The sequence below is a fragment of the Pseudomonas sp. Pseusp16 genome, assembly GCF_047324915.1.
Classification (GTDB): Bacteria; Pseudomonadota; Gammaproteobacteria; order Pseudomonadales; family Pseudomonadaceae; genus Aquipseudomonas; species Aquipseudomonas fluorescens_CD.
Genome location: NZ_CP168522.1, coordinates 6,725,901 through 6,748,902, shown reverse-complemented (window position 1 = coordinate 6,748,902; position 23,002 = coordinate 6,725,901). Strand labels below are relative to the sequence as shown.

The 23,002-nt window shown below is 60.0% G+C and carries 21 protein-coding genes, 4 tRNA genes and 1 pseudogene; 5 read left to right on the top strand and 21 right to left on the bottom strand.

What is annotated here, in order from left to right; genetic code table 11:
* Positions 1-7 precede the first annotated feature (7 nt).
* From ACEN8Q_RS30670 to ACEN8Q_RS30650, 5 genes are all read right to left on the bottom strand, one after another.
* Positions 8-1,351, bottom strand: coding sequence for a TadE/TadG family type IV pilus assembly protein (locus tag ACEN8Q_RS30670; RefSeq protein WP_413422590.1), 1,344 nt, complete (start codon positions 1,349-1,351; stop codon positions 8-10).
* A gap of 75 nt (positions 1,352-1,426) precedes the next feature.
* Positions 1,427-2,245: a Flp pilus assembly protein CpaB gene (gene cpaB / locus ACEN8Q_RS30665; protein ID WP_413422588.1), complete on the bottom strand. Its 819-nt coding sequence runs from the start codon at positions 2,243-2,245 to the stop codon at positions 1,427-1,429.
* A 15-nt stretch (positions 2,246-2,260) separates the two neighbouring features.
* Positions 2,261-3,589 (bottom strand): AAA family ATPase, encoded by a 1,329-nt coding sequence (locus ACEN8Q_RS30660; RefSeq protein WP_413422586.1) that lies wholly within the window; start codon positions 3,587-3,589, stop codon positions 2,261-2,263.
* Between the two features lie 2 nt (positions 3,590-3,591).
* Entirely contained in the window at positions 3,592-4,116 is a 525-nt protein-coding gene (locus ACEN8Q_RS30655; RefSeq protein WP_413422584.1) for a prepilin peptidase, read from the bottom strand.
* A 192-nt stretch (positions 4,117-4,308) separates the two neighbouring features.
* Entirely contained in the window at positions 4,309-4,512 is a 204-nt protein-coding gene (locus ACEN8Q_RS30650) for a Flp family type IVb pilin (protein WP_008003669.1), read from the bottom strand.
* A gap of 407 nt (positions 4,513-4,919) precedes the next feature.
* Between ACEN8Q_RS30650 and ACEN8Q_RS30645 the strand changes: the two genes are divergently transcribed.
* Positions 4,920-5,789 carry a helix-turn-helix domain-containing protein gene (locus ACEN8Q_RS30645; protein WP_413422582.1) on the top strand — a complete coding sequence of 290 codons (870 nt, stop codon included), beginning with the start codon at positions 4,920-4,922 and terminating at the stop codon, positions 5,787-5,789.
* A 58-nt stretch (positions 5,790-5,847) separates the two neighbouring features.
* Here ACEN8Q_RS30645 and ACEN8Q_RS30640 read toward each other — a convergent pair.
* The 4 genes from ACEN8Q_RS30640 to ACEN8Q_RS30625 form a co-directional block, all read right to left on the bottom strand.
* A tRNA-Gly gene (locus ACEN8Q_RS30640) sits at positions 5,848-5,923 on the bottom strand.
* 3 nt (positions 5,924-5,926) lie between these two features.
* Positions 5,927-6,002, bottom strand: a tRNA-Glu gene (locus tag ACEN8Q_RS30635).
* 104 nt (positions 6,003-6,106) lie between these two features.
* Positions 6,107-6,182: transfer RNA gene (locus ACEN8Q_RS30630), tRNA-Gly, on the bottom strand.
* 2 nt (positions 6,183-6,184) lie between these two features.
* Positions 6,185-6,260 (bottom strand) — tRNA-Glu (locus ACEN8Q_RS30625).
* Between the two features lie 382 nt (positions 6,261-6,642).
* On the opposite strand from ACEN8Q_RS30625, the gene ACEN8Q_RS30620 reads away from it, so the two are divergent.
* Positions 6,643-7,401, top strand: a complete 759-nt coding sequence (locus tag ACEN8Q_RS30620) for a hypothetical protein (RefSeq protein WP_413428237.1) — start codon at positions 6,643-6,645, stop codon at positions 7,399-7,401.
* Between the two features lie 176 nt (positions 7,402-7,577).
* On the opposite strand, the gene ACEN8Q_RS30615 is transcribed toward ACEN8Q_RS30620, so the two are convergent.
* The 4 genes and pseudogenes from ACEN8Q_RS30615 to ACEN8Q_RS30600 all read right to left on the bottom strand — a co-directional run bounded on the left by ACEN8Q_RS30615 (position 7,578) and on the right by ACEN8Q_RS30600 (position 12,061).
* Positions 7,578-8,441 (bottom strand): methyl-accepting chemotaxis protein, encoded by an 864-nt coding sequence (locus tag ACEN8Q_RS30615; protein WP_413428238.1) that lies wholly within the window; start codon positions 8,439-8,441, stop codon positions 7,578-7,580.
* Positions 8,439-8,663 (bottom strand): annotated as a pseudogene (locus tag ACEN8Q_RS30610) (HAMP domain-containing protein); the annotation flags it as partial. The gene ACEN8Q_RS30615 and the pseudogene ACEN8Q_RS30610, both read right to left, overlap by 3 nt.
* Before the next feature lie 987 nt (positions 8,664-9,650).
* Positions 9,651-11,036 (bottom strand): PLP-dependent aminotransferase family protein, encoded by a 1,386-nt coding sequence (locus ACEN8Q_RS30605; RefSeq protein ID WP_413428236.1) that lies wholly within the window; start codon positions 11,034-11,036, stop codon positions 9,651-9,653.
* 263 nt (positions 11,037-11,299) lie between these two features.
* Entirely contained in the window at positions 11,300-12,061 is a 762-nt protein-coding gene (locus ACEN8Q_RS30600; RefSeq protein WP_413428235.1) for an SDR family oxidoreductase, read from the bottom strand.
* 236 nt (positions 12,062-12,297) lie between these two features.
* Here ACEN8Q_RS30600 and ACEN8Q_RS30595 point away from each other — a divergent pair, with 236 nt between their 5' ends.
* Entirely contained in the window at positions 12,298-13,302 is a 1,005-nt protein-coding gene (locus ACEN8Q_RS30595) for an NADP-dependent oxidoreductase (RefSeq protein WP_413428234.1), read from the top strand.
* Positions 13,303-13,441: 139 nt separating this feature from the next.
* On the opposite strand, the gene pyrF is transcribed toward ACEN8Q_RS30595, so the two are convergent.
* Positions 13,442-14,140 carry an orotidine-5'-phosphate decarboxylase gene (pyrF, locus tag ACEN8Q_RS30590; protein ID WP_173677935.1) on the bottom strand — a complete coding sequence of 233 codons (699 nt, stop codon included), beginning with the start codon at positions 14,138-14,140 and terminating at the stop codon, positions 13,442-13,444.
* 296 nt (positions 14,141-14,436) lie between these two features.
* Between pyrF and ACEN8Q_RS30585 the strand changes: the two genes are divergently transcribed.
* Positions 14,437-15,195, top strand: a complete 759-nt coding sequence (locus ACEN8Q_RS30585; RefSeq protein ID WP_413428233.1) for a response regulator — start codon at positions 14,437-14,439, stop codon at positions 15,193-15,195.
* Entirely contained in the window at positions 15,195-16,244 is a 1,050-nt protein-coding gene (locus ACEN8Q_RS30580; protein WP_413428232.1) for a sensor histidine kinase, read from the top strand. The genes ACEN8Q_RS30585 and ACEN8Q_RS30580 overlap by 1 nt, the downstream gene beginning before the upstream one ends.
* 188 nt (positions 16,245-16,432) lie before the next feature.
* Here ACEN8Q_RS30580 and ACEN8Q_RS30575 read toward each other — a convergent pair whose 3' ends face one another.
* The 7 genes from ACEN8Q_RS30575 to ACEN8Q_RS30545 all read right to left on the bottom strand — a co-directional run bounded on the left by ACEN8Q_RS30575 (position 16,433) and on the right by ACEN8Q_RS30545 (position 22,997).
* The gene (locus ACEN8Q_RS30575; RefSeq protein WP_413428231.1) at positions 16,433-17,488 is read right to left on the bottom strand and encodes an AI-2E family transporter; all 1,056 of its coding nucleotides are present in this window, start codon (positions 17,486-17,488) and stop codon (positions 16,433-16,435) included.
* 69 nt (positions 17,489-17,557) lie between these two features.
* Complete coding sequence (locus ACEN8Q_RS30570; RefSeq protein ID WP_413704186.1) at positions 17,558-18,364, bottom strand: DUF4892 domain-containing protein; 807 nt, start codon at positions 18,362-18,364, stop codon at positions 17,558-17,560.
* Positions 18,365-18,372: 8 nt separating this feature from the next.
* Positions 18,373-19,032 (bottom strand): glutathione S-transferase family protein, encoded by a 660-nt coding sequence (locus ACEN8Q_RS30565; protein ID WP_413428229.1) that lies wholly within the window; start codon positions 19,030-19,032, stop codon positions 18,373-18,375.
* A 50-nt stretch (positions 19,033-19,082) separates the two neighbouring features.
* On the bottom strand, positions 19,083-19,937 hold the full coding sequence (locus ACEN8Q_RS30560) for an alpha/beta hydrolase (protein WP_413428228.1): 855 nt from the start codon (positions 19,935-19,937) through the stop codon (positions 19,083-19,085).
* A complete protein-coding gene (locus tag ACEN8Q_RS30555; RefSeq protein ID WP_413428227.1) occupies positions 19,934-20,740 on the bottom strand; it encodes an alpha/beta fold hydrolase in 807 nt (268 codons plus the stop codon). Before ACEN8Q_RS30555 ends, ACEN8Q_RS30560 begins: the two co-directional genes overlap by 4 nt.
* A gap of 113 nt (positions 20,741-20,853) precedes the next feature.
* A complete protein-coding gene (locus ACEN8Q_RS30550; RefSeq protein ID WP_413428226.1) occupies positions 20,854-21,297 on the bottom strand; it encodes a hotdog fold thioesterase in 444 nt (147 codons plus the stop codon).
* 32 nt (positions 21,298-21,329) lie between these two features.
* Positions 21,330-22,997 carry an AMP-binding protein gene (locus ACEN8Q_RS30545; RefSeq protein WP_413428225.1) on the bottom strand — a complete coding sequence of 556 codons (1,668 nt, stop codon included), beginning with the start codon at positions 22,995-22,997 and terminating at the stop codon, positions 21,330-21,332.
* Positions 22,998-23,002 lie beyond the last annotated feature (5 nt).

Sequence of the window (23,002 nt, the reverse complement as noted above, 5' to 3'; positions counted from 1 at the left end):
ACGCCTCCTACGAGTCAGTGCTCGGAGTGCCGCTGCCGGTGAGGTAGGTTTTGTAGAGCTGAATGATCTGCGGGCCGGAATCGGTTGACGGCGAGGGGCCGGCCACGTTGTCGCCTTCGCACTCCTTCACGAACTGGCCGAAGATCTGCGCGTCCCCGCCACCGCCATCCATGGGCTGCACAACGAAATAGCAGCCAAAACCGAGAACGGGGATCGAGGTTGCACCATTATTTTTTCCGGAGCAGTCGCCCACCACGATTTTCATCATCCGGCGCTCGAACACCCCATTGTTCTGACAGCCACTGGCCCCTGCCACACACGCAGCAACGCTCGCACGCCAGTCGTTGTAGTCCAGTATCGCATTGCCGCCCGCGGTGAGATTGCCATTGCTCGAGGTGACGGTTTGCCCCTGGTACTTCGCTTGTGGGGGATTGACTGAGTCGTCGTAAGTGATGGCGGGGTTGCTGGACGTGGTCACGAGGTCCGGCGGATAGTCCGAGGCACTGACCGGGCCGTCGTAGATGCCGAAGCGCGTATTCAGGCCTTGAGACGCAGGGCCGACCTTGTTGCCAGGGGCGGTCGGGACCTCTTGCCCCACATTGCGGCAGACGGAGCCACCTCCGGCCATATCCTCCCTGACTGAACTGCCGCCCGAACCAAAGTCGAGCAACTGAAAGTTGCCAGGACCAATGGGCGACGAATTGCCGGCAGCCGTCTTCAATACCTGCAGATCCCCATACTGGAAGCCCCAGAACATGCCGGCGCCAGGGTTGTACTTAGTCGGGTCGCCACAGACCATCAAAGGCGCGAGATCGCAGGGGCTGGTGGGGCTGGGGCCAGCGGTGGCAATCGCCGCCACCGCTTTGGTTCCCAGGCCGCCAGCGCCGAATGCCTGGGCGAAACTCCAGAAAAATCCCGTCAGGTTATAGCTCGGTACCGATACCCGAACGTACTTGGCATTCGCCGGCCCGGGGTAGGAGAACGGGCCATAGACGCTGCTTGCCAGTTCCACCACTGCAAATGCACCTGCATTGCCGCCGACTGCCGTGGCCAATTCGTTGTTGCCCGTGGCATTGGCATTCTGTACCAGCGTATTGAGCGCGGCGGTCTTCGTCGTGCTGGCACTGTTGATGGCCCCCCCCACCTGACTCAGGGTCTTGGCACCACTCAGGGCGGCGGCGTCCACCGCATTCTGCAGGCGCGTTTTGTTCAGCAGCATATGCCCGCCGTCCAAAGCCAACGCCGCCACCATGGTCATCGCCGCCAACGCGATCACCATCAATACGCTCACCGATCCTTCCTGGCGCCTTGGCGTCGAAGTGAACGGCCGCTGAATACGAAGATTCATCATCAAGCCCTCGATTGCCGATACTGATCCGGATCGGCTCCGCCAATACCGTGGTGCCCATGTACCTGTTGCGCCCTGTCAGCGAACTCTGACTTCTATGGCTTCGGTTCCGCGGATAATGGTGATTGCCCCGCCACCCTCGCCACGGCTGCGCGGTACCACGCGTTTTGGCTCCGCGACGGCGGCTACAGTCATGGCCGGCGCAACAGGTGCAACAGGCGCAGCGGCCGCGGTTTTCTTCTCGAGATTCAGTGGGTTACGCAGCGCCAATTGCAACTTGCCTTCCGTCTGCGCCGTGACCAGGGCTTCCGCTTCAGCGGTCGACATTTCCAGCGTCACCGCGCGCACCACGACCGGCTGGGTCTTGTCGGTACCCGCTGTCTGATCCACCGCCAACACCCGCAAGTTCTCGAGGATGGTCCTGGACGTGGCGCTGTTACTGCCGGAATTGGTGGTTTTGGTCGCCAGTACATCGACCCGGTTACCCGGCAACAGGAATCCGCCCACGCCGACCACATCGTCCACCCGTACCGATATGGCGCGTTTATCAGGCGCAATCAAAGAGGCCAGGGTACTGCCACCCAGGTGCTCGCTCAGACGCGCACCGCGCACGATGTCGCCGCGCAGAATGTCGAACGTTGCGATCTTGCCCACGGTTTTTTCGCTGGCATCGAAGGCATCGTCCGGGATCGTATCCATAGGCATGCGTACGGTCGTGACCTGCTGGGCCTCGACCATCTGCCCGAATGGAATCTCTACCGTGGCGACCACCACGTTTCGGAGGTGGTCATCCGGGCTGGCATTGAGCCGCGCGCTCAGCCAGGAGTCGGCCATCCACGCAGCCCCAAGGCCCATCGCCAGAGAAACGCCTATCAAGGTAAGAGTACGAGAGCTCATGTCAGTATCTCCGTATCAAAGAAAGTCGAGCTGGACGAAATAGTTGTGCCAGGCCCATTCCAACTCTTTCGGTGACAGTGGTCCGGAACCGCCCATGTAACGCTGGCGATCGAGTGCCATGTTCAGGAGATCGCGGGGATGGCAAGGCACCAGGGGCATGCCTTCACTTGCATAAAGCCTTTGCAGCGCATAACGCACCAGCAGCGGGTCATAAGCAATACCCAGACGCTCGCTTTCCATACGCCAGATTTTTTCGTACTGCTCCGGCTTCAGGTAACCGAACTGCAGCTTGTAGCCAATCCGGCGAAGGAAAGCCTCATCGGCCAGCTCCAGGGGATTGAGGTTGGTGGAAAACACCAGGATCAGATCGAACGGCAGCTCGCAATGCCGACCGCCGCCCAGGTTGAGGAAATCGCGTTTTTCTTCCATCGGGACGATCCAGCGATTCAACAGCTCGGCGGGTGCCATGCGCTGACGTCCCATGTCGTCGATGATGAACAGGCCATTGCTGGCCTTGAGTTGCAAGGCAGCCTGGTATTGACGGGTGAAGGGGTCATAGCGAACGTCCAGCTGTTCCATGCTCAACTCACCGCCAGTGATGACGATCGGGCGTTTGCAGCGCAGCAGTCGACGGTCGATCCCTTCGTTGAGCATCAGATTGTTCTGTTGAACGTTATCATCGAGCCGCTGATGCACCTGCGGGTCATAGATCTCGATCACCGACTCGTTGATAACGATGGCATGAGGGACCCAGATGGCCTCGGCGAACAGACGGATCAGCCGGGTACTGACATAGGTCTTGCCGGTACCCGCGGGGCCATAAATCATGATCGCGCGCCCGGAGTTCATCGCCACACCCAACTGATCGAGCATCCCCTCCGTGAGCACTACGCCAGCAAGGGCATTGTGCATATCGTTGGCAGTGATGCGACCATGGTGAATGGTCTGTAGCTTGATCAGGGATCGGTAGGTACTCACCGGGAAGGGGGCCGCTCCGATATAGCCACTGCGCGACAGGGCATCGCGGGCGACACTGCGACCCCGTTCGGTCAGGCCATAACGCAGCATCTGCCCGCCCGTTTGATTTACCTGGCCAAGTACTTCGACACGACCATCCTTACGCAGAAACGCCAGGACCTCTTCAAGTACCGCGCCGGTCAGCGCCAGGCGCTCCACCAGCCGCGACATGTCCAGCACACCGGCATCAAACAAATGCTTGCACACCAACTCGCCGAGAAAACTGTCGGTCAGGCCGGTTTCGCGGATAGTGCACGGCTGAGGAGCCAGTCGTTGCACCGCGTCCCGATCGCTGGGGTAGGCATCACTATCGACGATGACGTGCATGTCTAACCTCCGAATCCAACGGTAACTTGCCAGTAGATGCTGTTCAAAGTGCCGATCAATATTGCAATCGAATATGGGAAAGGCTTGCCGGCTACTTCATCTGAAGCTGGCGCCAGATAAGCCTGCGCCCTTAGAATCAGCAAATAGCGTCCCAGGGTCTGACGCAATTGACCGCGAACCAGCACGATCAATAAACCGCATACACCACCGGCTATCAGGCTGAACATTGCAGCCCACAACGCGAGCTGGAACGGTAGAAAACTGCCGACCATGGCCATCAACTTGACGTCACCGGCAGCCATGCCACCGAAGGCGTACATCGGCAGAAACAGCGCAAAACAGATCAGGATCCCCAGCAGGCTGCCACCCAATCCGCTGACACCGCCTGAATGCATTTGACCGATCAATCCCAAGGCAAGACCCACCAGGACGAGCATGTTGGGAATACGGTGGCGAAGCAGATCGCTCACCACCGCCACGCCCAAAAGTCCCATCAATAAAACCATCGAGAGCAGTTCCGTGGACATGGCATGTCTCCCTGCGGGTATTAATCGTTAGCACGCACGCTTCTATTGGCGGCCTTGAGCAGCGCAGTGATTTGCGCTCCCTACGCTAAATTGACAGAGACAACGCGAAGTCCATTGAGAAAGTTGCCGGCGCCCTATCAGAAAGCGGCAACCGGCTGCCCCATGGACTTCGACGGTCCTCCCCGGCGGGAATTAAGCTGCCGGGACGCAGGCGGCCCCCTTGAGCGCATCGCACAGGGCCTGAATTTTGGTCTTAACCTCAGTACCAAGAACCGTGAACAATCCGACCACAAGCGCCGTAACCAACCCGCCGGCTACCGCGTATTCCACAACGGTCAGACCATCTTCGTCCTGGATGAACTTCACTACCGAAGCCTTGATTGTTTGCATGATCATTTTGCCCACCTCACTCGAATGTTGTTTTTTTCTGAGGCAGTACGTTCTGTGCTGCCTGAGTGCAACACTAGTCAGGGGCAAGGCATGGGCGTTAGGAAGATTTTGCACATCGCTAGGACTTTTTTGCGGGGCGGCCAAATACGAGGTCATTGGCCTTTGCAGAAGTAACGGGAGGGATAAACAAGGCATTGAAAAGCAAAGGCAATTGTCATTGATTCACAAGCGACAAGCGGTTTATCCGGAATCGACGAAAACACACCAACAAACACTCGCCCGGGCTGCCTTCCAGGCAATCCATATAGCGAATAGAACTAAAAATTGTCATTCCTATCAGGATTAAATCTGCAAAGTGATAGCACCTTGGCAATACTGGCGAAGAGAGTCACCAAGAACCTCAGAGTAAAGACATGACGTCGAATGTAACCAGAAGGCCATCACTCCTGTGGTTCGATCTGACTCATGATCGGTCCACGAAAGAACTCGTCGCGCAGTTCGAGGACATCTGCGACTGCAATCTGGCGAAAAACTCCGTGCTGCCCGTCAGGGAACAGGCAGACATGATCTGCATCCACTTTGATCGCCCCGACACGCAAGGCTTGAGGCTATTGCTGGAGATCAAACGCACCACACCCAGCATCCCGATCACCATGTTCACCGTGCAGCACTCGGAGGAACTGGCGGTATGGGCCATGCGCTCCAGCGTCTGGGAATACATGGTGCTCCCGCTCTCGACCAGCGAGAGGAAGCGTTACCTGACGGCGTTGCTGCAGCTCTGCGAGCTGCGCCGAAATGCCAACAGCCGCGGCAAGTCATCGCAGATCGACCACTCCCCGGCCCTGCCGGACAGCATCCGGCTGACCTCGGGACACCAGAAACACCAGGCGCTGAGCAATATCATGCTGTACATCGAACAGCACTTTCGAGACAGCATCGATCAGAGGGAACTGGCACAGCGCTGCGGCATGACGACATTTCGCTTCAGCCGCCTGTTCAAGGAAGCCAATGGACTTGGCTTCACGGATTACATCCTGGACAAGCGCATGAACTTCGCAAAAGATTTGCTCGACAACAGCCAGATGCCGATTACCAGCATCGGCTATGAGGCCGGCTTCAAGGATCCTTCCTATTTCGCTCGTGCCTTCAAGCAGTTCGCCAACTGCACGCCCAGCGAATACCGCCTGGCACGCCAAATCAAAGCGGCGGCAGCTACGCAACCGGTGCAGGATGAAGAAACCACTGACGCGCTCGAAAGCCTGGTACAAAGCCTCGGCGGTTGATCCGGTTTTTTACGCGCAAACAAAAACGCCGCTCAATGAGCGGCGTTTTCGTTAAATATGGAGCGGGAAACGAGACTCGAACTCGCGACCCCGACCTTGGCAAGGTCGTGCTCTACCAACTGAGCTATTCCCGCAAATGGCGTCCCCTAGGGGACTCGAACCCCTGTTACCGCCGTGAAAGGGCGGTGTCCTAGGCCACTAGACGAAGGGGACACGCTGCCCGGAACACATGGTGTGTGTTTCGGTGCCCAGATCCGCGTCCGAAGACTTGGTTCTGGTTTCACTCAGCCCTGCCCGAAAGCAACGCTGTTTAAAATTGGAGCGGGAAACGAGACTCGAACTCGCGACCCCGACCTTGGCAAGGTCGTGCTCTACCAACTGAGCTATTCCCGCATTGGCGTCCCCTAGGGGACTCGAACCCCTGTTACCGCCGTGAAAGGGCGGTGTCCTAGGCCACTAGACGAAGGGGACACGCTACAACATTCACTCCCTGCTTCGTTTCGCTGTGTGCTTTACGCTGCAAGTGGCGCGCATTCTATGGATGGATTGAGAGGTCGTCAACCCCCTGATATAAATTTATTTAAATCAATGACTTCGCCCTGCTTTTGGGCGCCATTGGGGTTTTTCCGCTGCCCGGCGTTTGACGCCTATATTCTGGCACCCGCCAAGACGTTATAGTCCACCCGTGATGGCAATCTGTATATCACGTGCCACCATTCATAGAAGCAGGGCTGCGGCCGATATAAGCGCAGGCATGTCCGATCCAGCCCGTCATGCGGGCCTGGGCGCTCAAACGCCAAGCCACTAAACTCGCATGCGTACCTAATAAGAGGTCTTACCGGTGACGCCACTCATGATCGCCCTGCTAGTTGGAGCCGGGATCGCACTGTTGATCGCCATTGGTTACATCAACCATGTGGCGGAAAACAACAAGCTGGAAAAGGCCCGTACCAAGATTGAGCTCAACGATCGGCTGCGACGCTGCGGCGAGATCACCGAGACGTTCCCCGGCCAGTTGATGACCCCGACACTCAAGCTGTTGCTGGCCCGCCTGGAACTGAACGTCTGCAAGCGCCTGCTCAATCTGGAAAAATCCAGCGCCAACCTCAAGGCTCGGATCGCCGAACTGGAGACCCTTGTCGGCCAGGGTGAATCCATCCCGGTCAACAACCCACCGGCACCGATCCAGACCGAAGCCAAGGCCAAGGATGTGCGCTTCCTGCTCGAAGCCCTGCACGGCCAAATCACCCGCGCGGCACAGGACGGCTTCCTGGCCCCCAACGAGGCCAAACGCTGGATCCGTGAAGTGCGCCACATCCTCGTGCTGCTGCACATCGAGTTCTTCAACAACCTCGGCCAGCACTCCCTGCAACAGAACCAGCCCGGGCAGGCTCGCCTGGCATTCGAGCGCGGCGTGCAGTACCTGCGCAAACAACAGGAACCACAGGTCTACGCCGAGCAACTGGAATACCTGGAAAAACTCCTGGCCCGCGCCAATGACCAGGTCATGGATCGCATTGCGCCGGTCGAAGGCGAGGTCAATCAGTTGACCGAAGGACTCAAAGACGTCGAGGCTGACGCGGACTGGAAAAAGAAAGTGATCTACGACTGATCAGCGAAAACAACTGTAGGAGCAGCCGGTCGACGCTCGAATGCTCGCGATGGACTCCAGAGCGCCGCGTTCAGCCAGTAAACGCACGTTATCTTTTGCGACCATCGCGAGCATGCTCGCTCCTACAGGAAGCTTTAATCGAGAGGTGGCTTTTTTTGGTCTGGCCGAAGATCATTTCAAAGCCTGAAATGCCCCACCATCCCCTTCAGTTCAACCCCCAGTTGCGCCAACTCGATACTGGAGGCGGCATTGCCCTGCATCGCCAGCGATGACTGATCGGCACTGGCGCGAATACTGGTGACACTGCGGTTGATCTCTTCGGCCACCGAGCTCTGCTCCTCGGCTGCTGCGGCAATCTGCTGGTTCATCTGCTGGATCAACGATACCGCCGCCGCAATACTTCCCAGCGCACTCTCGGTCTGCAAGGCATCGCTGACCGCCAGCTTCACCAACTCGCCACTGCTCTGGATCTGCTGCACCGACGACTGCGCCGCCGAGCGTAAAGCGCTGACCAGACGTTCGATTTCCTCGGTCGATTGCTGGGTTCGCCTGGCCAGTGCACGCACTTCATCGGCCACCACGGCAAAGCCCCTGCCCTGCTCGCCGGCCCGAGCCGCCTCGATCGCCGCGTTCAACGCCAGCAGGTTGGTCTGCTCAGCCACGCTTTTGATCACACTCAAGACCGTGCCGATATTCTGGATTTCCGCACTCAGGCTTTCGATGCTCGAACTGGCCGAAGAAGCCGAATCCGCCAACTGTTCGATCCGCGCCATGCTCTGGCGCACCACCTGCTGACCGCTTTCAACCTTGCCGTCAGCCGTTTGCGCGGCTAACGCAGCTTCTTCGGCATTGCGTGCGACATCATGCACCGTGGCCGTCATCTGATTCATCGCGGTGGCGACCTGTTCGGTTTCCTCTTTCTGCGAGCTGACTTCGAGGTTGGTCTGTTCAGTCACCGCCGACAGCGATTGAGCAGAAATCGCCAACTGCTCGATACCCGACTGCAAGCCGCTGACGATATGACTGAGCCCCGCGCCCATTTGCTGCATTGCCTGCATCAACTGACCGATTTCGTCACGGCGGGTCACGTCAATGGTCGCACTCAAATCCCCTGAGGCAATCTGCTGCGCCACATGAATCACACTGCGCAGTGGTGCCACGATCAACCGGGTGATGAACCATGCGGCAACCAGCCCAACCAGCAAGGCCAACGCGGAAGAGCCGATGATCAGCAGCGAGTTCTTTTTCAGTTCAGCCTGCATCGCCAGGTCTTCAGCGACATAAGCCTGATCCACCCGCTCGACCACTTGGGCTGCGCGCTGGTGCAATTGTTGATAGACGGTTTTTTCCTGCTCCAGCAGGCCGGTGTACTCGGCAAGCTTGTCACTGAAACTGGTGATATGACCCATGACCTCATTGAGGACGGTCTGGTAACCCTCGTCCTTGACCGTGGTCTTGAGCTGCTCGGCCTGGGTCAATGCCTGGCTGGCCTGTTCGATCTTGCCCTGCCCGGCGCTGTCGTCGCCTTTGCGGCTTTGATCCAGACGCACGCGCGCTTCATTCATGGCTTGCAGCATCAAGCGTGAAACCTGGCTGACCTGACTGGCCTGCTCGATGAATTGCGCACCGTCCTTGCCTTCGGAATCTTTCAGCGTATAGGCACCGTCATCGGCGAGCCCGGATTGCAATACATCAAGATTATTGGCCACGCTGGACACCGACCAACTGGCCATTTCCAGCGCCAGGTCCTTGGCCTGGGTGAGCGAGACAAACTCGTCGAAGGCCTTGCGATAGGCCCCCAAAGACTGTTCGACATCATTCATCACCGGCACGTTGGCTGCTGACGCGGCCTTGAGCTGGCCGGCCAGGGCGATCAGGCCATCGACGCCCTCGTGCAGGGCATCGACGGTTTTCGGATTGCCGTGCAAGGCGTACTCTTGCTCCAGCAGCCGCACCTTGAGCAAACCGCTGTTGAGCGATGACATCTGCTTGAGCCCGTCGAAGCGCTGGCTGATGGTTTGCAGGGACCAAACGCCAATGCCCGCCACCAGCGCAGTCAACAACAGCACCAGGACAAACCCGACTCCCAGTTTTTTCGCCATACCGAGGTTGGCAAAACGTCCTTGCACGGCCGAAATCATTGCACTTAGTCCCCTGCCATAGTCTGTAGACGCAGATTCGCAACGGGCCAGAAGCAACACAAGGCTCTGGCGCCTGAATAATGGCAAAAAGCTACGCCAACGTCGTTTTCAGAACGCTTGAGGTCGATCCCGGGCAGTGGCCTGAAGGAGGGCACGGGCACGTGGGTCGCAGGCATATGCCACATTGATCCGCTGCCAGTCACCGGCCTCACCCGAGGGGTTGAAGGCGCTCTTCGATGACAGCAGTACACCCAGACGCCGCGCCAGGGTCCGCACCTGATCGCAGTCGGACGTTCGTGATCGCGCCCAGATGAACAGGCCTCCCGCCGGCTTGCCGAAAACCTCCCATTCGGCATCTTCAAGCAACTGCAAAGCCGCCAGCCGGTCGCAACTCAGGCGTTGGCGCTGACGCTGCACCAGTTTGCCGTAGGCACCGTTAGCCAACAGGCACGCCAGCACCGACTCGCAAAATCGTGAGGCGCCCATTCCCGTGGTCATCTTGACCTCGGCCAGACGCGTAATGACCTCGGAACCGGCCACTACGAAACCAACCCGCAAGGAACTACTGAGGGTCTTGGAATAGCTGCCCACGTAGATCACGTTGCCGTCCAGCGCAGCCAGTCGCATACCGGAACCGCTGTGCAAATCCGCATAAACGTCGTCTTCGATCACCTGCACGCCAAAGGTCCTGGCCAACTGCAACACGCGGCGCGCCACCAATGGTGCAAGGCTGCTGCCGGTCGGGTTGTGATAAAAGCTATTGATGAGCAGCCCTTGAGGCCGGTGTTTGACCAGCACCGATTCGAGCACGTCCACGTCCGGCCCGCGCGGTGTTCGCGGCACATCGACCATGTGGATGCCGTGCAGCCTGAGCAGATCGAACAGCACCGGATAACCGGGACTCTCCACGACCACACAGTCACCGGCCTTGAACAGTGTTCGCACAATCAGGTCAAGCCCTTGGCTGGCACCCGCCGTGGTCATGATCCGGTCGTCCTGGACCCGGATGTCCAGATGCCTGAGGCGCTTGAGTATCTGCTGTCGCAAGGCTGGCAAACCCAGCGGCGAACTGTAGTTGAACAGGCTGGCCGTATCGGCACGACTGACTTGCCGAATCGCGTAAATCAGATCGTCGGTCTCGCGCCAGCTTTCAGGCAGCCCGCCACAACCCAGCCGCAACTCACCCGGACAAGGCCCGTATTCGGGCTCAGCCCCCTCGAACCACGCAGGCTCGCGCTTTGCACCTGCGGCCAGTGCCGGGTCGGCAACCGTATAGCCGCCCCCATGGCCTGACACCAGCATCCCCTGTGTCACCAGGCGTTCGCAGGCCTGAATGACGCTTACCTGACTGAGCAAATTGATTCGCGCAATCTGTCGCACCGAAGGCAGGCGCGTACCGGGTGTCACCCCGCTGGAATTCAGCCAGCAGGTCAGCGCGTCAACAATTTGCTGTACGACAGGCACCAGTGCCTGCCGGTCGATTCTCAATTCCATGAGCAAACAGACTCCTGTTGGTTTTGCCAGAAGCAGTTAATCACAGGAGTGTTCGAAGGCCTGTGCGACAACGCCGCCAAATTCATTGGGTCCAATGGTTTGAAACACATTGCCAGGCCCTTTTACGAAACCAGAAAAACTGTGGGAGCGGGCTTGCTCGCGAAAGCTGTTTGCCAGGCCACATTGATGTCGACTGACACTCCCCTTTCGCGAGCAAGCCCGCTCCCACAGATTCCCGGTGTACCTGGTATAGGTGCATCGTTTTAAAATGCGGTTACGCCACCATCTACCGCCAATGAATGCCCCGTGGTGAACGCAGCGCCATCGCTGCACAGGTACAGCACAGCGCTGGCGATCTCTTCGACCTTGCCGATGCGACCGACCGGATGCATGGCGTTGGCGAACTCGCCTTTTTTCGGGTCGGCTTCATAAGCTCGACGGAACATATCCGTGTCGATCACCGCCGGACACACTGCGTTGACCCGGATCTTTTTCTTGGCGTATTCAATGGCCGCCGATTTGGTCAGGCCGATCACCGCATGTTTAGACGCTGCGTAGATGCTCATTTTCGGCGCTGCCCCAAGGCCGGCCACCGATGCCGTATTGACGATTGCGCCGCCCCCTTGCGCCAGCAGCAGCGGCAATTGGTGTTTCATGCACAGCCAGACGCCTTTGACGTTGACGCCCATGATCGCGTCGAACTCGTCGAGCGTACCCTCGGCCAGCTTGCCTTTCTCGATTTCGATGCCGGCATTGTTGAAGGCATAGTCAAGGCGACCGTAAGTATTGATCACCTCATCCATAAGATTTTTTACATCGCTTTCCAGGGTAACGTTGCAGCGCATGAAGGTTGCTTCGCCACCGGCCGTACGAATCAGCGCCACCGTGCCCTCGCCACCCGCCGTGTCCATATCGGCCACCACTACTTTCAGGCCCTCGGCGGCAAATGCCTGGGCGGTCGCGCGGCCAATACCGGCCGCCCCACCCGTCACCACGACCACCTGGCCGGAAAACGTCATGCTCATTGTTATGTCCTCGAAGAGAAGAAAGCGGGGAATCGCGCATGACCAGTCTAGCCATGGAGGTCTTGAACACGGCAGCACTATCAAGGCTCCGGTTGGGCGCCCATGAGTTGCAGTGATGGAACTGCCGTACCAACTATCACTGCACTGGATCAACGTGCATTCGCCGCATCAGCCGAACTTGCGGCATCGTCGCTGACCGGCTATCAACAAAGCTTCATTCATCCTGAGTGCCTGCCATGACCTCCCAGACCAATCGCCAATTCCTGCTCGCCAAACGTCCGGTTGGCGCGGCGACCCGCGAGACATTCACTTACCAGGAGGTGTCGGTCGGCGAACCGGCGGCGGGTCAGATCCTGGTCAAAAACGAATACCTGTCCCTGGACCCGGCCATGCGTGGCTGGATGAATGAGGGCAAGTCCTACATCCCGCCGGTCGGACTCGGCGAAGTCATGCGCGCATTGGGTGTAGGCAAGGTCATTGCCTCGAACAACCCGGGGTTTGCAGTCGGGGATTACGTTAATGGCGCCATCGGCGTGCAGGATTACTATCTCGGCGAGCCACGTGGCTTCTACAAGGTCGATCCGAAGGTGGCACCCCTGCCACGTTACCTGTCCGCACTGGGCATGACCGGGATGACGGCGTACTTCGCCCTGCTCGACGTCGGCGCGCCGAAGGCCGGTGACACCGTGGTGCTGTCGGGCGCGGCCGGCGCCGTGGGCAGCATTGCCGGGCAGATCGCCAAGATCAAAGGGTGCCGCGTGGTCGGCATCGCCGGCGGCGCGGACAAGTGCAAGTTCCTGGTCGATGAACTGGGTTTCGATGGTGCTATCGACTACAAGAATGAGGACGTCCTCGCCGGCCTCAAGCGCGAGTGCCCGAAAGGCGTCGACGTGTATTTCGATAACGTGGGTGGCGACATCCTCGACGCGGTATTGAGCCGCCTGAACATGAAGGCGCGAGTAGTGATTTGTGGTGCCATCAGCCAGTACAACAACAAGGAGGCGGTCAAGGGGCCGGCCAATTACCTGTCGCTGCTGGTCAACCGCGCGCGCATGGAAGGTTTTGTGGTGATGGACTACGCCGCCCAATACGCCAGTGCCGCACAGGAAATGGCCGGTTGGATGGCCAAGGGGCAACTCAAGAGCAAGGAAGACATCGTCGAAGGACTGGAGACTTTCCCGGAGACGCTGATGAAATTGTTCAGCGGGGAGAATTTCGGCAAGCTGGTGTTGAAGGTCTGACCCGATCGTTGAACGCACCCAAAAACCACTGTGGGAGCGGGCTTGCTCGCGAATGCGGTGTGTCAGACAACATCTTCGTTGACTGACACGCCCTCTTCGCGAGCAAGCCCGCTCCCACATTTGGATCCTGGGTGTCTGATCAGGCCAGTTCAGCCACGACAGAAGCCAACGCCTTGGCCGGATCCGCTGCCTGGCTGATTGGACGACCGATCACCAGATAGTCGGAACCGGCATCCAGCGCCTGACGCGGAGTCAGAATGCGGCGCTGATCGTCCTGGGCGCTGCCCGCCGGACGAATCCCCGGGGTTACCAGTTGCAGTGACGGATGTGCCGTTTTCAGGGCCTGGGCTTCCAGGGCCGAGCACACCAGGCCGTCCATCCCGGCTTTTTCCGCCAGGGCGGCCAGGCGCAGAACCTGCTCCTGAGGCTCGATGTCCAGACCGATACCCGCCAGATCTTCACGCTCCATGCTGGTCAGCACGGTCACGCCGATCAGCAGTGGTTTCGGACCGGTGCGCTGATCCAGCACTTCACGGCACGCGGCCATCATGCGCAGGCCGCCGGAGCAATGCACGTTGACCATCCACACGCCCATTTCCGCAGCCGCCTTGACGGCCATTGCGGTGGTGTTCGGGATGTCGTGGAACTTGAGGTCCAGGAACACTTCGAAACCCTTGTCGCGCAGGGTCCCGACGATTTCCGAAGCGCAGCTGGTGAACAGTTCCTTACCGACTTTGACCCGGCACAGCTTCGGGTCCAACTGATCGGCCAGCTTCAGTGCGGCGTCACGGGTAGGGAAATCCAGGGCGACGATGATAGGAGTCTGGCAGGCGGACATGAGTGGGCTCTCAGGCAAGTCGAAATCGGCGCGCATTGTAGCGGAACCAGCGCCGCTGCGGGACCCGATGATCGGTAAATCGTCGCGACGGCTCAGGCAAGACTAGCCCTCGAGGCCATTGTGTCGAGTTCGATACACACACGACACGCCCATAACACCCAGGCCCGCTACCCTCGGCAACCGCAACAGGTCCTTACAACGGCACTTCCCGCCTCAGAGCCGGACGCCTATGCTGGAACCACAACCTCGCAGCCTATCTTTGTGGTTGGCAGCCTACCAGGCAGATGAACGCACGCATGCAAAACACCCAAGCACCCGTGAACGACGAGCAGAAAACGCCCGGTGACGACAAGCGCTGGAGCATTCGCGCCCTGATCGTCGACGATGACGTCCCGATCCGCGAACTGATGATCGACTACCTGGCCCGGTTCAATATCCACGCCAGCGGCGTCACCGATGGCGCCGCGATGCGCCAGGTGATGCAGGCGGAGCATTTCGATGTGGTGGTGCTCGACCTGATGCTACCCGGTGAAGACGGTCTGTCGCTGTGCCGCTGGCTGCGCGCCGAATCGGACATCCCGATCCTGATGCTCACCGCCCGCTGCGAACCGACCGACCGGATCATCGGCCTCGAGCTCGGTGCCGACGACTACATGGCCAAGCCATTCGAGCCCCGCGAGCTGGTGGCGCGGATCCAGACCATCCTGCGTCGGGTGCGCGATGACCGCAGCGAACAACGCGCGAACATTCGTTTCGACAATTGGCGCCTGAACAGCGTACTGCGCCAACTGATTGCCGATGATGGCCTGGTCGTGCCGCTGTCCAATGCCGAATTTCGCCTGCTCTGGGTATTTATCGAACGTCCGCGCCGCGTGCTCAGCCGTGAACAACTGCTGGACGCCGCTCGCGGTCGCTCGATTGAAGCCTTTGACCGCAGCATCGACCTGCTGGTGTCACGCCTGCGCCAGAAACTCGGCGACGACCCCAAGGCTCCGCAGTTGATCAAGACCGTTCGTGGCGAGGGTTACCTGTTCGATGCCCGAGACATCGGCTGATGCGCGGGCGCTTCGATACGCTGTTCGGCCGCCTGTTTGGCGTGTTGCTGCTGGCGATCATCCTCGCGCACCTGCTGGCCTTTGCCTGGTTTCACCATTACGGCCCGCCGCCACCGCCGCCTCCACCGGAATTTTCCGAAGGCCTGGACGGGCAACGCCCACCGCTGGATCCACACTTCGAGAAACGATCACCACGGCCGTGGTTCGGCGGCCCCCTGGTACCCCTGACGTTTCAACTGATCTCGCTGATCATTGCCGCCTGGTACGGCGCCAAACTGCTGAGCCGACCGATCCAGCGCCTGAGCGACGCGGCCGAGCGCTTGAGCGAAAACCTCGACAGCCCGCCACTGGATGAATCGGGACCGCGGGAAGCGCGGCAAGCGGCGCACACGTTCAATAAAATGCAGCGCCGCATCCTTGAACAGGTCAAGCAGCGTTCACGCATGCTCGGCGCGGTGTCCCACGACCTGCGCACACCGCTGTCGCGGCTCAAGCTGCGGCTGGAAAAAATCGACGACGACAAGCTGCAAGGCCAGATGCGTCAGGACCTCGACGACATGATCAGCATGCTCGACGCCACCCTCACCTACCTGCATGAACAGCGCACCAGCGAAGCCCCGCAGTGGATGGACGTTCAGGCGCTGGTGGAGTCCCTGAGCGAAAACGCCCAGGACCAGGGCGCGAACGTCCAGGCCAGCGGCCACTGTGTCCCCCTGCAAGTCCAGCCGATGGCCTTGCGCTCTTGCCTCAACAACCTGATGGATAATGCCCTGCGCTACGCCGGGCAAGCGCTGATCAGCCTGGAGGACCATCGTGAACAGCTGGTGATTCGGGTCATCGACCATGGACCGGGTATCGCCGCGGAACAACGTGAGGCCGTGTTCGAACCCTTCTTTCGCCTGGAAGGCTCGCGTAATCGCAACTCCGGCGGCGTGGGCCTGGGCATGACCATTGCCCGCGAAGCCGCGCAACGAATGGGCGGGCAACTGACTCTGGAAGAAACCCCGGGTGGCGGCCTGACGGCGGTGATTCGCCTGCCACGCGCCTGATACACACACTTGTGGGAGCGGGCTTGCTCCGGGCGGCGTTCCGACGAAAGCGGTGTATCAGTCAACTGATGTATCAACTGACAGATTGTCTTCGCGAGCAAGCCCGCTCCCACATTGATCTGCGTCAATCACAAAACCAGTGTGGGAGCGGGCTTGCTCGCGAAGAGGCCCTGAGCAGAATGCAATTCTCAGGGCCGGCGATCTTCAACCCGTGCCTGGGTCTTGCTCCAGTCGATCAACAGGCTGTAGGCCACCGCCAGCAATGTCGGGCCGATGAACAGGCCGATAAAGCCAAAGGCAATCAACCCGCCAAACACCCCAAGCAGCACAATGACCAGCGGCAGGTTACCGCCACGGCTGATCAGGTACGGCTTGAGCACGTTGTCGACACCGCTGATGATGAATGTGCCCCAGATCCCGAGGAACACGGCCAGCCCGTACTCGCCTTTCCAGGCCAGCCACGCGGTCGCCGGAATCCATACCAACGGCGGCCCCATCGGAATCAGGCTGAGCATGAACGTCACGATACCAAGCACCAACGCTCCTGGCACGCCGGCAATCAGGAACCCGATCAGCGCCAGGATCGCCTGGGCCGCTGCCGTGCCGATCACACCGTTCACCACCCGCTGTACCGTGCCTGCCACCAGTTCAATGTAGTAGCCGGCCCGCTGACCGATCAGCCGCTCCAGCAAAGTGTGTACAAACGCAGCCAGGCGCGGCCCGTCACGATAGAAAAAGAACACGAAGACGATGCTCAGGGTCAGTTCGAGAATACCGCCGCCGATCTGTGCGCTGCGCGCCAGCAACCAGTTACCCACCTGCCCCAGATAAGGCTTGAGCGACACCATCATCGCCGCGCCCTGCTCATCGATGCTGTTCCAGATCCCGACCAGGCGCTCGCCCACCAGGGGAATCGACCCCAGCCAGGCTGGTGCTTCGGGTAACCCCTCGACCTGCGCATCCTTGATGAACGCCGTGGCATCGCGCACATGATCGGCAAGGTTGAAACCCAGCCACACCAGCGGTGCCGCCACCAGCACCATCCAGCCCAGCGTCAACAATGCCGCTGCCAGGGACTCGCGGCCATTGAGCCAACGGGTCAGCAAGCGCATCAGCGGCCAACTGGCAAACGCCAGGACCGCGCCCCAGAACATCGCCGACCAGAACGGCGCCATCACCCAGAAACTCGCGCCGAACAGCACCACGAGCAGGATCTGCACCAACAGGCGATCGTTATTGATCATCAAAAGTCTCGAAAAAGTCAGTCAGCAATAGAGTAGGCGAACGTAGCGTGCACGTTCGCCCTATGCAGCCTACCGCAATAGCTCGATGTGCAGGCCAGAGCCTTCGACACTGCCGGTTTCCATCCGCGCGGCACGCACGCCCTGGTCAATCAGGGCCTGACGCCAGGCCTCGGCGTTCGCTCCGGAAATACTGACCCGCAAGGTGGTGTCCAGATTCAGTCCGCGAGAAATCAGGCGCAGCCAGGTCTCGTCAGGTGCGCTGTTCAATGTGGCAAAATCGAGCTCGCCGGTACTCTTGAGTTCACGCAGCAAGGTCGCGGAGGTCGGCAACAGCTCGCCCAGCGGCGCCGAAGCGTCGAACTGCTCGACATGCAGGTAGGCTTTGCGATTACCGCGGGTGATGCTGTACAGCGCGACGAGCGTGTTGTCCCGTGGAGCAGCAAGTCGCAGCAACAAATAGGCTTGTTGATCGTCGGCGCCATACAGCTTGGCGTTGCCAAAGACCTGGTTGGCCCAGAGGCTGCTTTCACCGCAATCGCGCGCCTGGCACCAGAAAAGCAACCCGGCGTCCTGTTTTTGCAAAGCCTCGCGGGCAGCGGTGAACGCATCGTTCGATGAATGCTCGGCAGGTAACTCGTAGGTCACCGAAGTGACCTTGCCGCGGGCACTGACCTGACCGTCGAAACGTAACTGGCCACTGATTTTGCGGATCGAACCCAATGGGTAGATCCGCTCCAGTTCGGCGGCGGGACGATAGTCGACAATATGGGCGTCGACCATGCGCGGCACTATCGGGAGGTCCTGACTGCCCGGTACATCGGCGGCGAACAACAAGGGACTGAAACTGCACAGCACCAGCAAACTGAATGAACGCATGGATAGACTCATCGGATCAGCATGGCCTGGGCACCCTTGATGATGCTGGCTTCATCGGCGCGTTGCGGTACCTGCAGACCACGCTGCACCGCCGGCCGGGCCTCCATGGTTGCCATCCAGCGTTGCAACGCAGTCAAGCCCTCCACCGAGACACCCGACCATTCGTAACCGCGCACCCACGGAAAGGTGGCGATGTCGGCAATGCTGTACTCGCCGGCAAGGAACTCCACGCTTTGCAAACGCGTGTCGAGCACTTCGTAGAGGCGACGGGTTTCATGCTGATAGCGGTCGATGGCGCCCTGGAGTCTTTCCGGAAAGTAGCGGAAGAACACGTTGGCCTGGCCCTGCATCGGGCCGATGCCACCCATCTGGAACATCAGCCACTGCAATACCAGCGAACGTCCCTTCGGATCGCTCGGCATCAGTTTGCCGGTCTGTTCAGCGAGGTAAATCAGGATGGCGCCGGATTCGAACACGGCAAAATCACCGTTGGCACGGTCGACAATCGCCGGAATCCGCCCATTGGGGTTGATCTTGAGGAAGTCCGCGGACTTCTGCTCCTTTTTGTCGAAACTCAAGGCATGCACCGTGTAGGGCAGGCCGAGTTCCTCGAGCACGATAGAGACCTTGTGGCCATTCGGGGTCGCAGCGGTGTAGAGATCTATCATGGTTGTCTCCCATTTCAACCCGCCCAGCCTCGACAGTTGCCCGACGCAAGTCAAGGAATGGCGAAGAACCGATTGAAACAGTCTGCGACAAGATCGGCGCCGGACTCGTCATTGAGGTGCAAATGATGGCCGCCTGGCAGCTGTTCACGGCTAAAGGGTAGACGCTCCAGCAATTCTGGGTGTTTGGCGAGCATGCCGTCGGCAGCGACCACTAGTGTTGCAGGACATTTGACCCGCTGGACGAAGGCCATGGCCTGCTCGGTGGTAAGACGCAGTGGCGATGGCAGCGTGAGGCGACTGTCGGTGCGCCAGGTATAACCGCCCGGTACCGGCATCAGACCACGCTGCGCCAGCAGTTCGGCGGCCTCGCGGCTGACCGCCACCAGGCCCTTCATGCGCGCTTCGACGGCACGTTCGAGGGTGCCATAGACCGGTTTGCGCTTTTCCCGCAGATCCAGCTGCGCTTGCAGGGCCATGCCCATGCGCTCGGCCGCGTTTTCACCTTTATCTGTAGGAGGAATGATGCCGTCGATCAATGCCAGGTGGGTAACCCGCTCGGGCAGCGACCCGGCGATGATCAGCGAAGCAATGGCCCCCATCGAATGCCCCATCAACGCAAATTTCTTCAGCCCAAGCTGTTCGGCGACTTGCAGCACATCGTGGGCATAGTCCCACATGGCGTACCCGGCTCCCGGCGGACGATGCCCGGAATGACCGTGACCGGCCATGTCCAGGGCGATGATGCGCAGGCCTTTGAGCTTCGGCGCCAGGCGGGCAAAGCTGTTGGCGTTGTCCAGCCAGCCATGCAGGGCAATGACCGGCAAACCGTCCTCAGGACCGAACAGGTGCGCTGCCAGTTCGATGTGCGGCAGGCTCAGGCGGACCTCTTCGACGATTTGGTTCATGCGCAATCCTGTTGTCGACGGCCGTCCCAGCGGTAGAACAGGCCTTTGAGCATTTCAGCGGTATCAAGGGGACGTTCCAGCGGAAACATGTGGCCGCCGGGCATGGTCAGCGACTCGCCCAACGGCAGGCGGTCCACCGAACTGGCGTGATGACGCATCACCACGCGGCTGTTGTGTCCGCGAACCACCGCCAGCGGCACTTGCAACTGTCGGGTGCTGCCCGGGCTGGTGTGCGGCACGCCGCGATAGATGCTGATTTCCGTGGCCGGGTCGAAGCGCAGGCGCAGCTTGTCACCGGCCTGTTGCAAGCCATGTTGCAGGTAGGCATCGAAGCACTCCGGGTCGAAGCCGCGAAACAGGGTTTTACCGGCGAAATATTTCCGGGCGCTTTCCAGGTCGGTGAATTCTTCACGGCGACCCAGGGTACGGCCGGCCGGGGTCAAGCGGTCGATGAAACCGAAGCGCTTGGCCGCCCGGATCACCCATCGATCGGCTCGGGTCAGCACTGGCGAGTCGAGCATCACCACGCCGCGATACAGCTCCGGGCAGCGCAAGGCTGCATGCAGATGCAGCACGCCCCCGAAGGAATGACCGACGCCCCACACGGGCCCGGCCTGCTGTTGCAGGTGATGGATCAGCTCATCCACCAGGTTGTACCAGTTGTCGTCCGCCGGGAAACGCGGGTCGTGGGCGTGCTGCTCCAGATGCGTCACCTGAAATTCGGGTGCCAGCGCCGCAAACAACTTGCCGTAGGTTCCCGACGGAAAACCGTTGGCGTGGGCGAAAAAGATCTGTTGCGACATACCTGCAAATCCATGAGCGAGAACAGGCGTTGATTGTCCGCAAGACCGCGTCCTGCGGCAATGACCGTAACTGCCAGGAATGATGACAGTCCGGTCAAGGCCATGGCTTGAGTTCAACGCGTCGGCGGATTCTCACCCAATGGCACCACCGCCATGGTCAGCCGCGACACGCAACTGGCCTTGCCCTCATCGCTGGTCAGCCGAATGTCCCAGACATGGGTGGTGCGGCCGATGTGGATCGGCTTGGCCACCGCCGTCACCCGCCCGCTGCGCAGGCCGCGCAAATGGTTGGCGTTGATCTCCAGGCCCACGCAATAGTACTTGCTGGCATCGATGCACAGGTAGCTGGCCATCGAACCGACCGACTCGGCCAACACCACCGAGGCGCCGCCATGCAGCAAGCCGTAAGGCTGGTGAGTGCGATGGTCAATGACCATGCTTGCCGTCAGGGACTCATCGTCGAAGGCCTCGAAACGGATGTCCAGCACTTCGCCGATGGTGTTTTTCTGGATTGCGTTCAACTGCTCGATGTTGGGGGTGGTGCGCCACAGGCTCATCGCAGAGTTTCCTTGTTGGTCTTGTTCGTGAATCAATCCTGCCACAGCACCGCTTCGCTGCGCTCGCTCCATTCTTCAAAGCGCTCACCGTAAGCCGCTTCGATCACGTTGCGCTTGATCTTCAGGGTCGGGGTGAGAAAGCCGTTTTCCACGGCCCAACTGCCCTTGACCACCACCAGGCGTCGCAGTTGCTCATGCTTGTCGAGGGCACCGTTGACCTCTTCCAGCAGTTTTTCCAGGCTGGAATGCAAGCCGGCGCGCGCGGCCCCGCCGGCATCCTGCTGGCCAACCGCCGACAACACGCACAAGCCCAGCGGTGCGCTCAAGCCATCGCCCACCACGCAGACCTGTTCGATGCGCGAATGCACGGCCAGACGATTTTCAATCGGTGCCGGCGCCACGTATTTGCCTTTGCTGGTCTTGAAGATTTCCTTCAGACGACCGGTCAGGCGCAGATTGCCTTCGGCATCCTCCTCGCCCTTGTCGCCGGTGCGCAGGAAGCCGTCCTCGGTAATGGTGTCGGCGGTTTTTTCCGGTTCCTTGAAATAGCCGAGCATGGTCGCGCCACTGCGCACCATGACCTCCCCTGTCTCGGCGATCCGCACCTCGACTTCCGGGCACGGCTTGCCGATCCAGCCCGGTTTGTTCTGGCCCGGCACACCAATGTGGGAATAGCCGCAGCTTTCAGTCATGCCGTAGACCTCCAGCACATCCAGCCCCAGTTTGCGGTACCACAGCAACAGGGTCTGCGGTACCGGCGCAGCACCGGACAGCGCAATGCGCAACGCATCGAGCCCCAACCCGGCGAGGACCTTATGCCCGACCCGCTTGCCGATGATCGGCAGGCCGAGCAGGAAATCGAGGCGTTTTGCCGGGATCTTGCTGTACACCCCCATCTGGAACTTGGTCCAGATGCGCGGCACGCCAAACAGCGCGGTCGGGCGTGCACGTTGCAGGTCGGTGAGAAAGGTATCCAGGCTCTCGGCGAAAAACACCGTTTGGCCGGTATAGATCGACGCCAGTTCGACGAACATCCGCTCGGCAACGTGGCACAACGGCAGGTAGGACAACAGTCGGTCCGACTCGTTGAGGCCGAACAACGAAGTGCCGCGTGTGGTGGCGAACCCCAGGGTGGCGAAGCTGTGCATCACGCCTTTGGGCATGCCCGTGGTGCCGGAGGTGTAAATGATGGTTGCCAGTTGATCGGCGGCAGGTTTGGGATCGTCCTGGATCGGCGAACTGAGTTGCAGGTCGGCCCAGCTGAAATCGAACGTACCCGGCGGATGCAGGGGCAGACTGATGGTCGGCAGGTTGGGGCTGACGCCATGGGACATGCCTGGCCAGTCGTCGAGCTTGCCGATGAACGCCAGCACCGCTTCCGAGTGTTCAAGTACCTGGGAAACCGATTCGGCGGTGAGGTTGGGGTACAACGGCACCGACACATGCCCGGCCATCCAGATCGCCAGGTCGGCAATGATCCAGTGCGCACAGTTCTTCGAAATCAGGGCGATATGGCTGCCCTGCGGCAGTTCTCGCGCTCGCAACCAATGGGCTGCGCAACGGGCCTGGTGAGCGACGTCCGCCCAGGTCAACGTCTCGACCTGGCCACCGCCAACAGGCTGGACCAGAAAGCGCTGGCGAGGATGACGGGCCTCACGCTCGTAGAAAACGTCCAGTGGCAAACGAAACGCAGCAGACATGACTC

What these genes read in the sequence shown, in the direction of transcription:
- ACEN8Q_RS30670 (WP_413422590.1), bottom strand. Translation starts at nt 1,351, where the DNA reads ATGATGAATCTTCGTATTCAGCGGCCGTTCACTTCGACGCCAAGGCGC.
- cpaB (WP_413422588.1), bottom strand. Translation starts at nt 2,245, where the DNA reads ATGAGCTCTCGTACTCTTACCTTGATAGGCGTTTCTCTGGCGATGGGC.
- ACEN8Q_RS30660 (WP_413422586.1), bottom strand. Translation starts at nt 3,589, where the DNA reads ATGCACGTCATCGTCGATAGTGATGCCTACCCCAGCGATCGGGACGCG.
- ACEN8Q_RS30655 (WP_413422584.1), bottom strand. Translation starts at nt 4,116, where the DNA reads ATGTCCACGGAACTGCTCTCGATGGTTTTATTGATGGGACTTTTGGGC.
- ACEN8Q_RS30650 (WP_008003669.1), bottom strand. Translation starts at nt 4,512, where the DNA reads ATGATCATGCAAACAATCAAGGCTTCGGTAGTGAAGTTCATCCAGGAC.
- ACEN8Q_RS30645 (WP_413422582.1), top strand. Translation starts at nt 4,920, where the DNA reads ATGACGTCGAATGTAACCAGAAGGCCATCACTCCTGTGGTTCGATCTG.
- ACEN8Q_RS30620 (WP_413428237.1), top strand. Translation starts at nt 6,643, where the DNA reads ATGATCGCCCTGCTAGTTGGAGCCGGGATCGCACTGTTGATCGCCATT.
- ACEN8Q_RS30615 (WP_413428238.1), bottom strand. Translation starts at nt 8,441, where the DNA reads ATGGGCGCGGGGCTCAGTCATATCGTCAGCGGCTTGCAGTCGGGTATC.
- ACEN8Q_RS30605 (WP_413428236.1), bottom strand. Translation starts at nt 11,036, where the DNA reads ATGGAATTGAGAATCGACCGGCAGGCACTGGTGCCTGTCGTACAGCAA.
- ACEN8Q_RS30600 (WP_413428235.1), bottom strand. Translation starts at nt 12,061, where the DNA reads ATGAGCATGACGTTTTCCGGCCAGGTGGTCGTGGTGACGGGTGGGGCG.
- ACEN8Q_RS30595 (WP_413428234.1), top strand. Translation starts at nt 12,298, where the DNA reads ATGACCTCCCAGACCAATCGCCAATTCCTGCTCGCCAAACGTCCGGTT.
- pyrF (WP_173677935.1), bottom strand. Translation starts at nt 14,140, where the DNA reads ATGTCCGCCTGCCAGACTCCTATCATCGTCGCCCTGGATTTCCCTACC.
- ACEN8Q_RS30585 (WP_413428233.1), top strand. Translation starts at nt 14,437, where the DNA reads ATGCAAAACACCCAAGCACCCGTGAACGACGAGCAGAAAACGCCCGGT.
- ACEN8Q_RS30580 (WP_413428232.1), top strand. Translation starts at nt 15,195, where the DNA reads ATGCGCGGGCGCTTCGATACGCTGTTCGGCCGCCTGTTTGGCGTGTTG.
- ACEN8Q_RS30575 (WP_413428231.1), bottom strand. Translation starts at nt 17,488, where the DNA reads ATGATCAATAACGATCGCCTGTTGGTGCAGATCCTGCTCGTGGTGCTG.
- ACEN8Q_RS30570 (WP_413704186.1), bottom strand. Translation starts at nt 18,364, where the DNA reads ATGCGTTCATTCAGTTTGCTGGTGCTGTGCAGTTTCAGTCCCTTGTTG.
- ACEN8Q_RS30565 (WP_413428229.1), bottom strand. Translation starts at nt 19,032, where the DNA reads ATGATAGATCTCTACACCGCTGCGACCCCGAATGGCCACAAGGTCTCT.
- ACEN8Q_RS30560 (WP_413428228.1), bottom strand. Translation starts at nt 19,937, where the DNA reads ATGAACCAAATCGTCGAAGAGGTCCGCCTGAGCCTGCCGCACATCGAA.
- ACEN8Q_RS30555 (WP_413428227.1), bottom strand. Translation starts at nt 20,740, where the DNA reads ATGTCGCAACAGATCTTTTTCGCCCACGCCAACGGTTTTCCGTCGGGA.
- ACEN8Q_RS30550 (WP_413428226.1), bottom strand. Translation starts at nt 21,297, where the DNA reads ATGAGCCTGTGGCGCACCACCCCCAACATCGAGCAGTTGAACGCAATC.
- ACEN8Q_RS30545 (WP_413428225.1), bottom strand. Translation starts at nt 22,997, where the DNA reads ATGTCTGCTGCGTTTCGTTTGCCACTGGACGTTTTCTACGAGCGTGAG.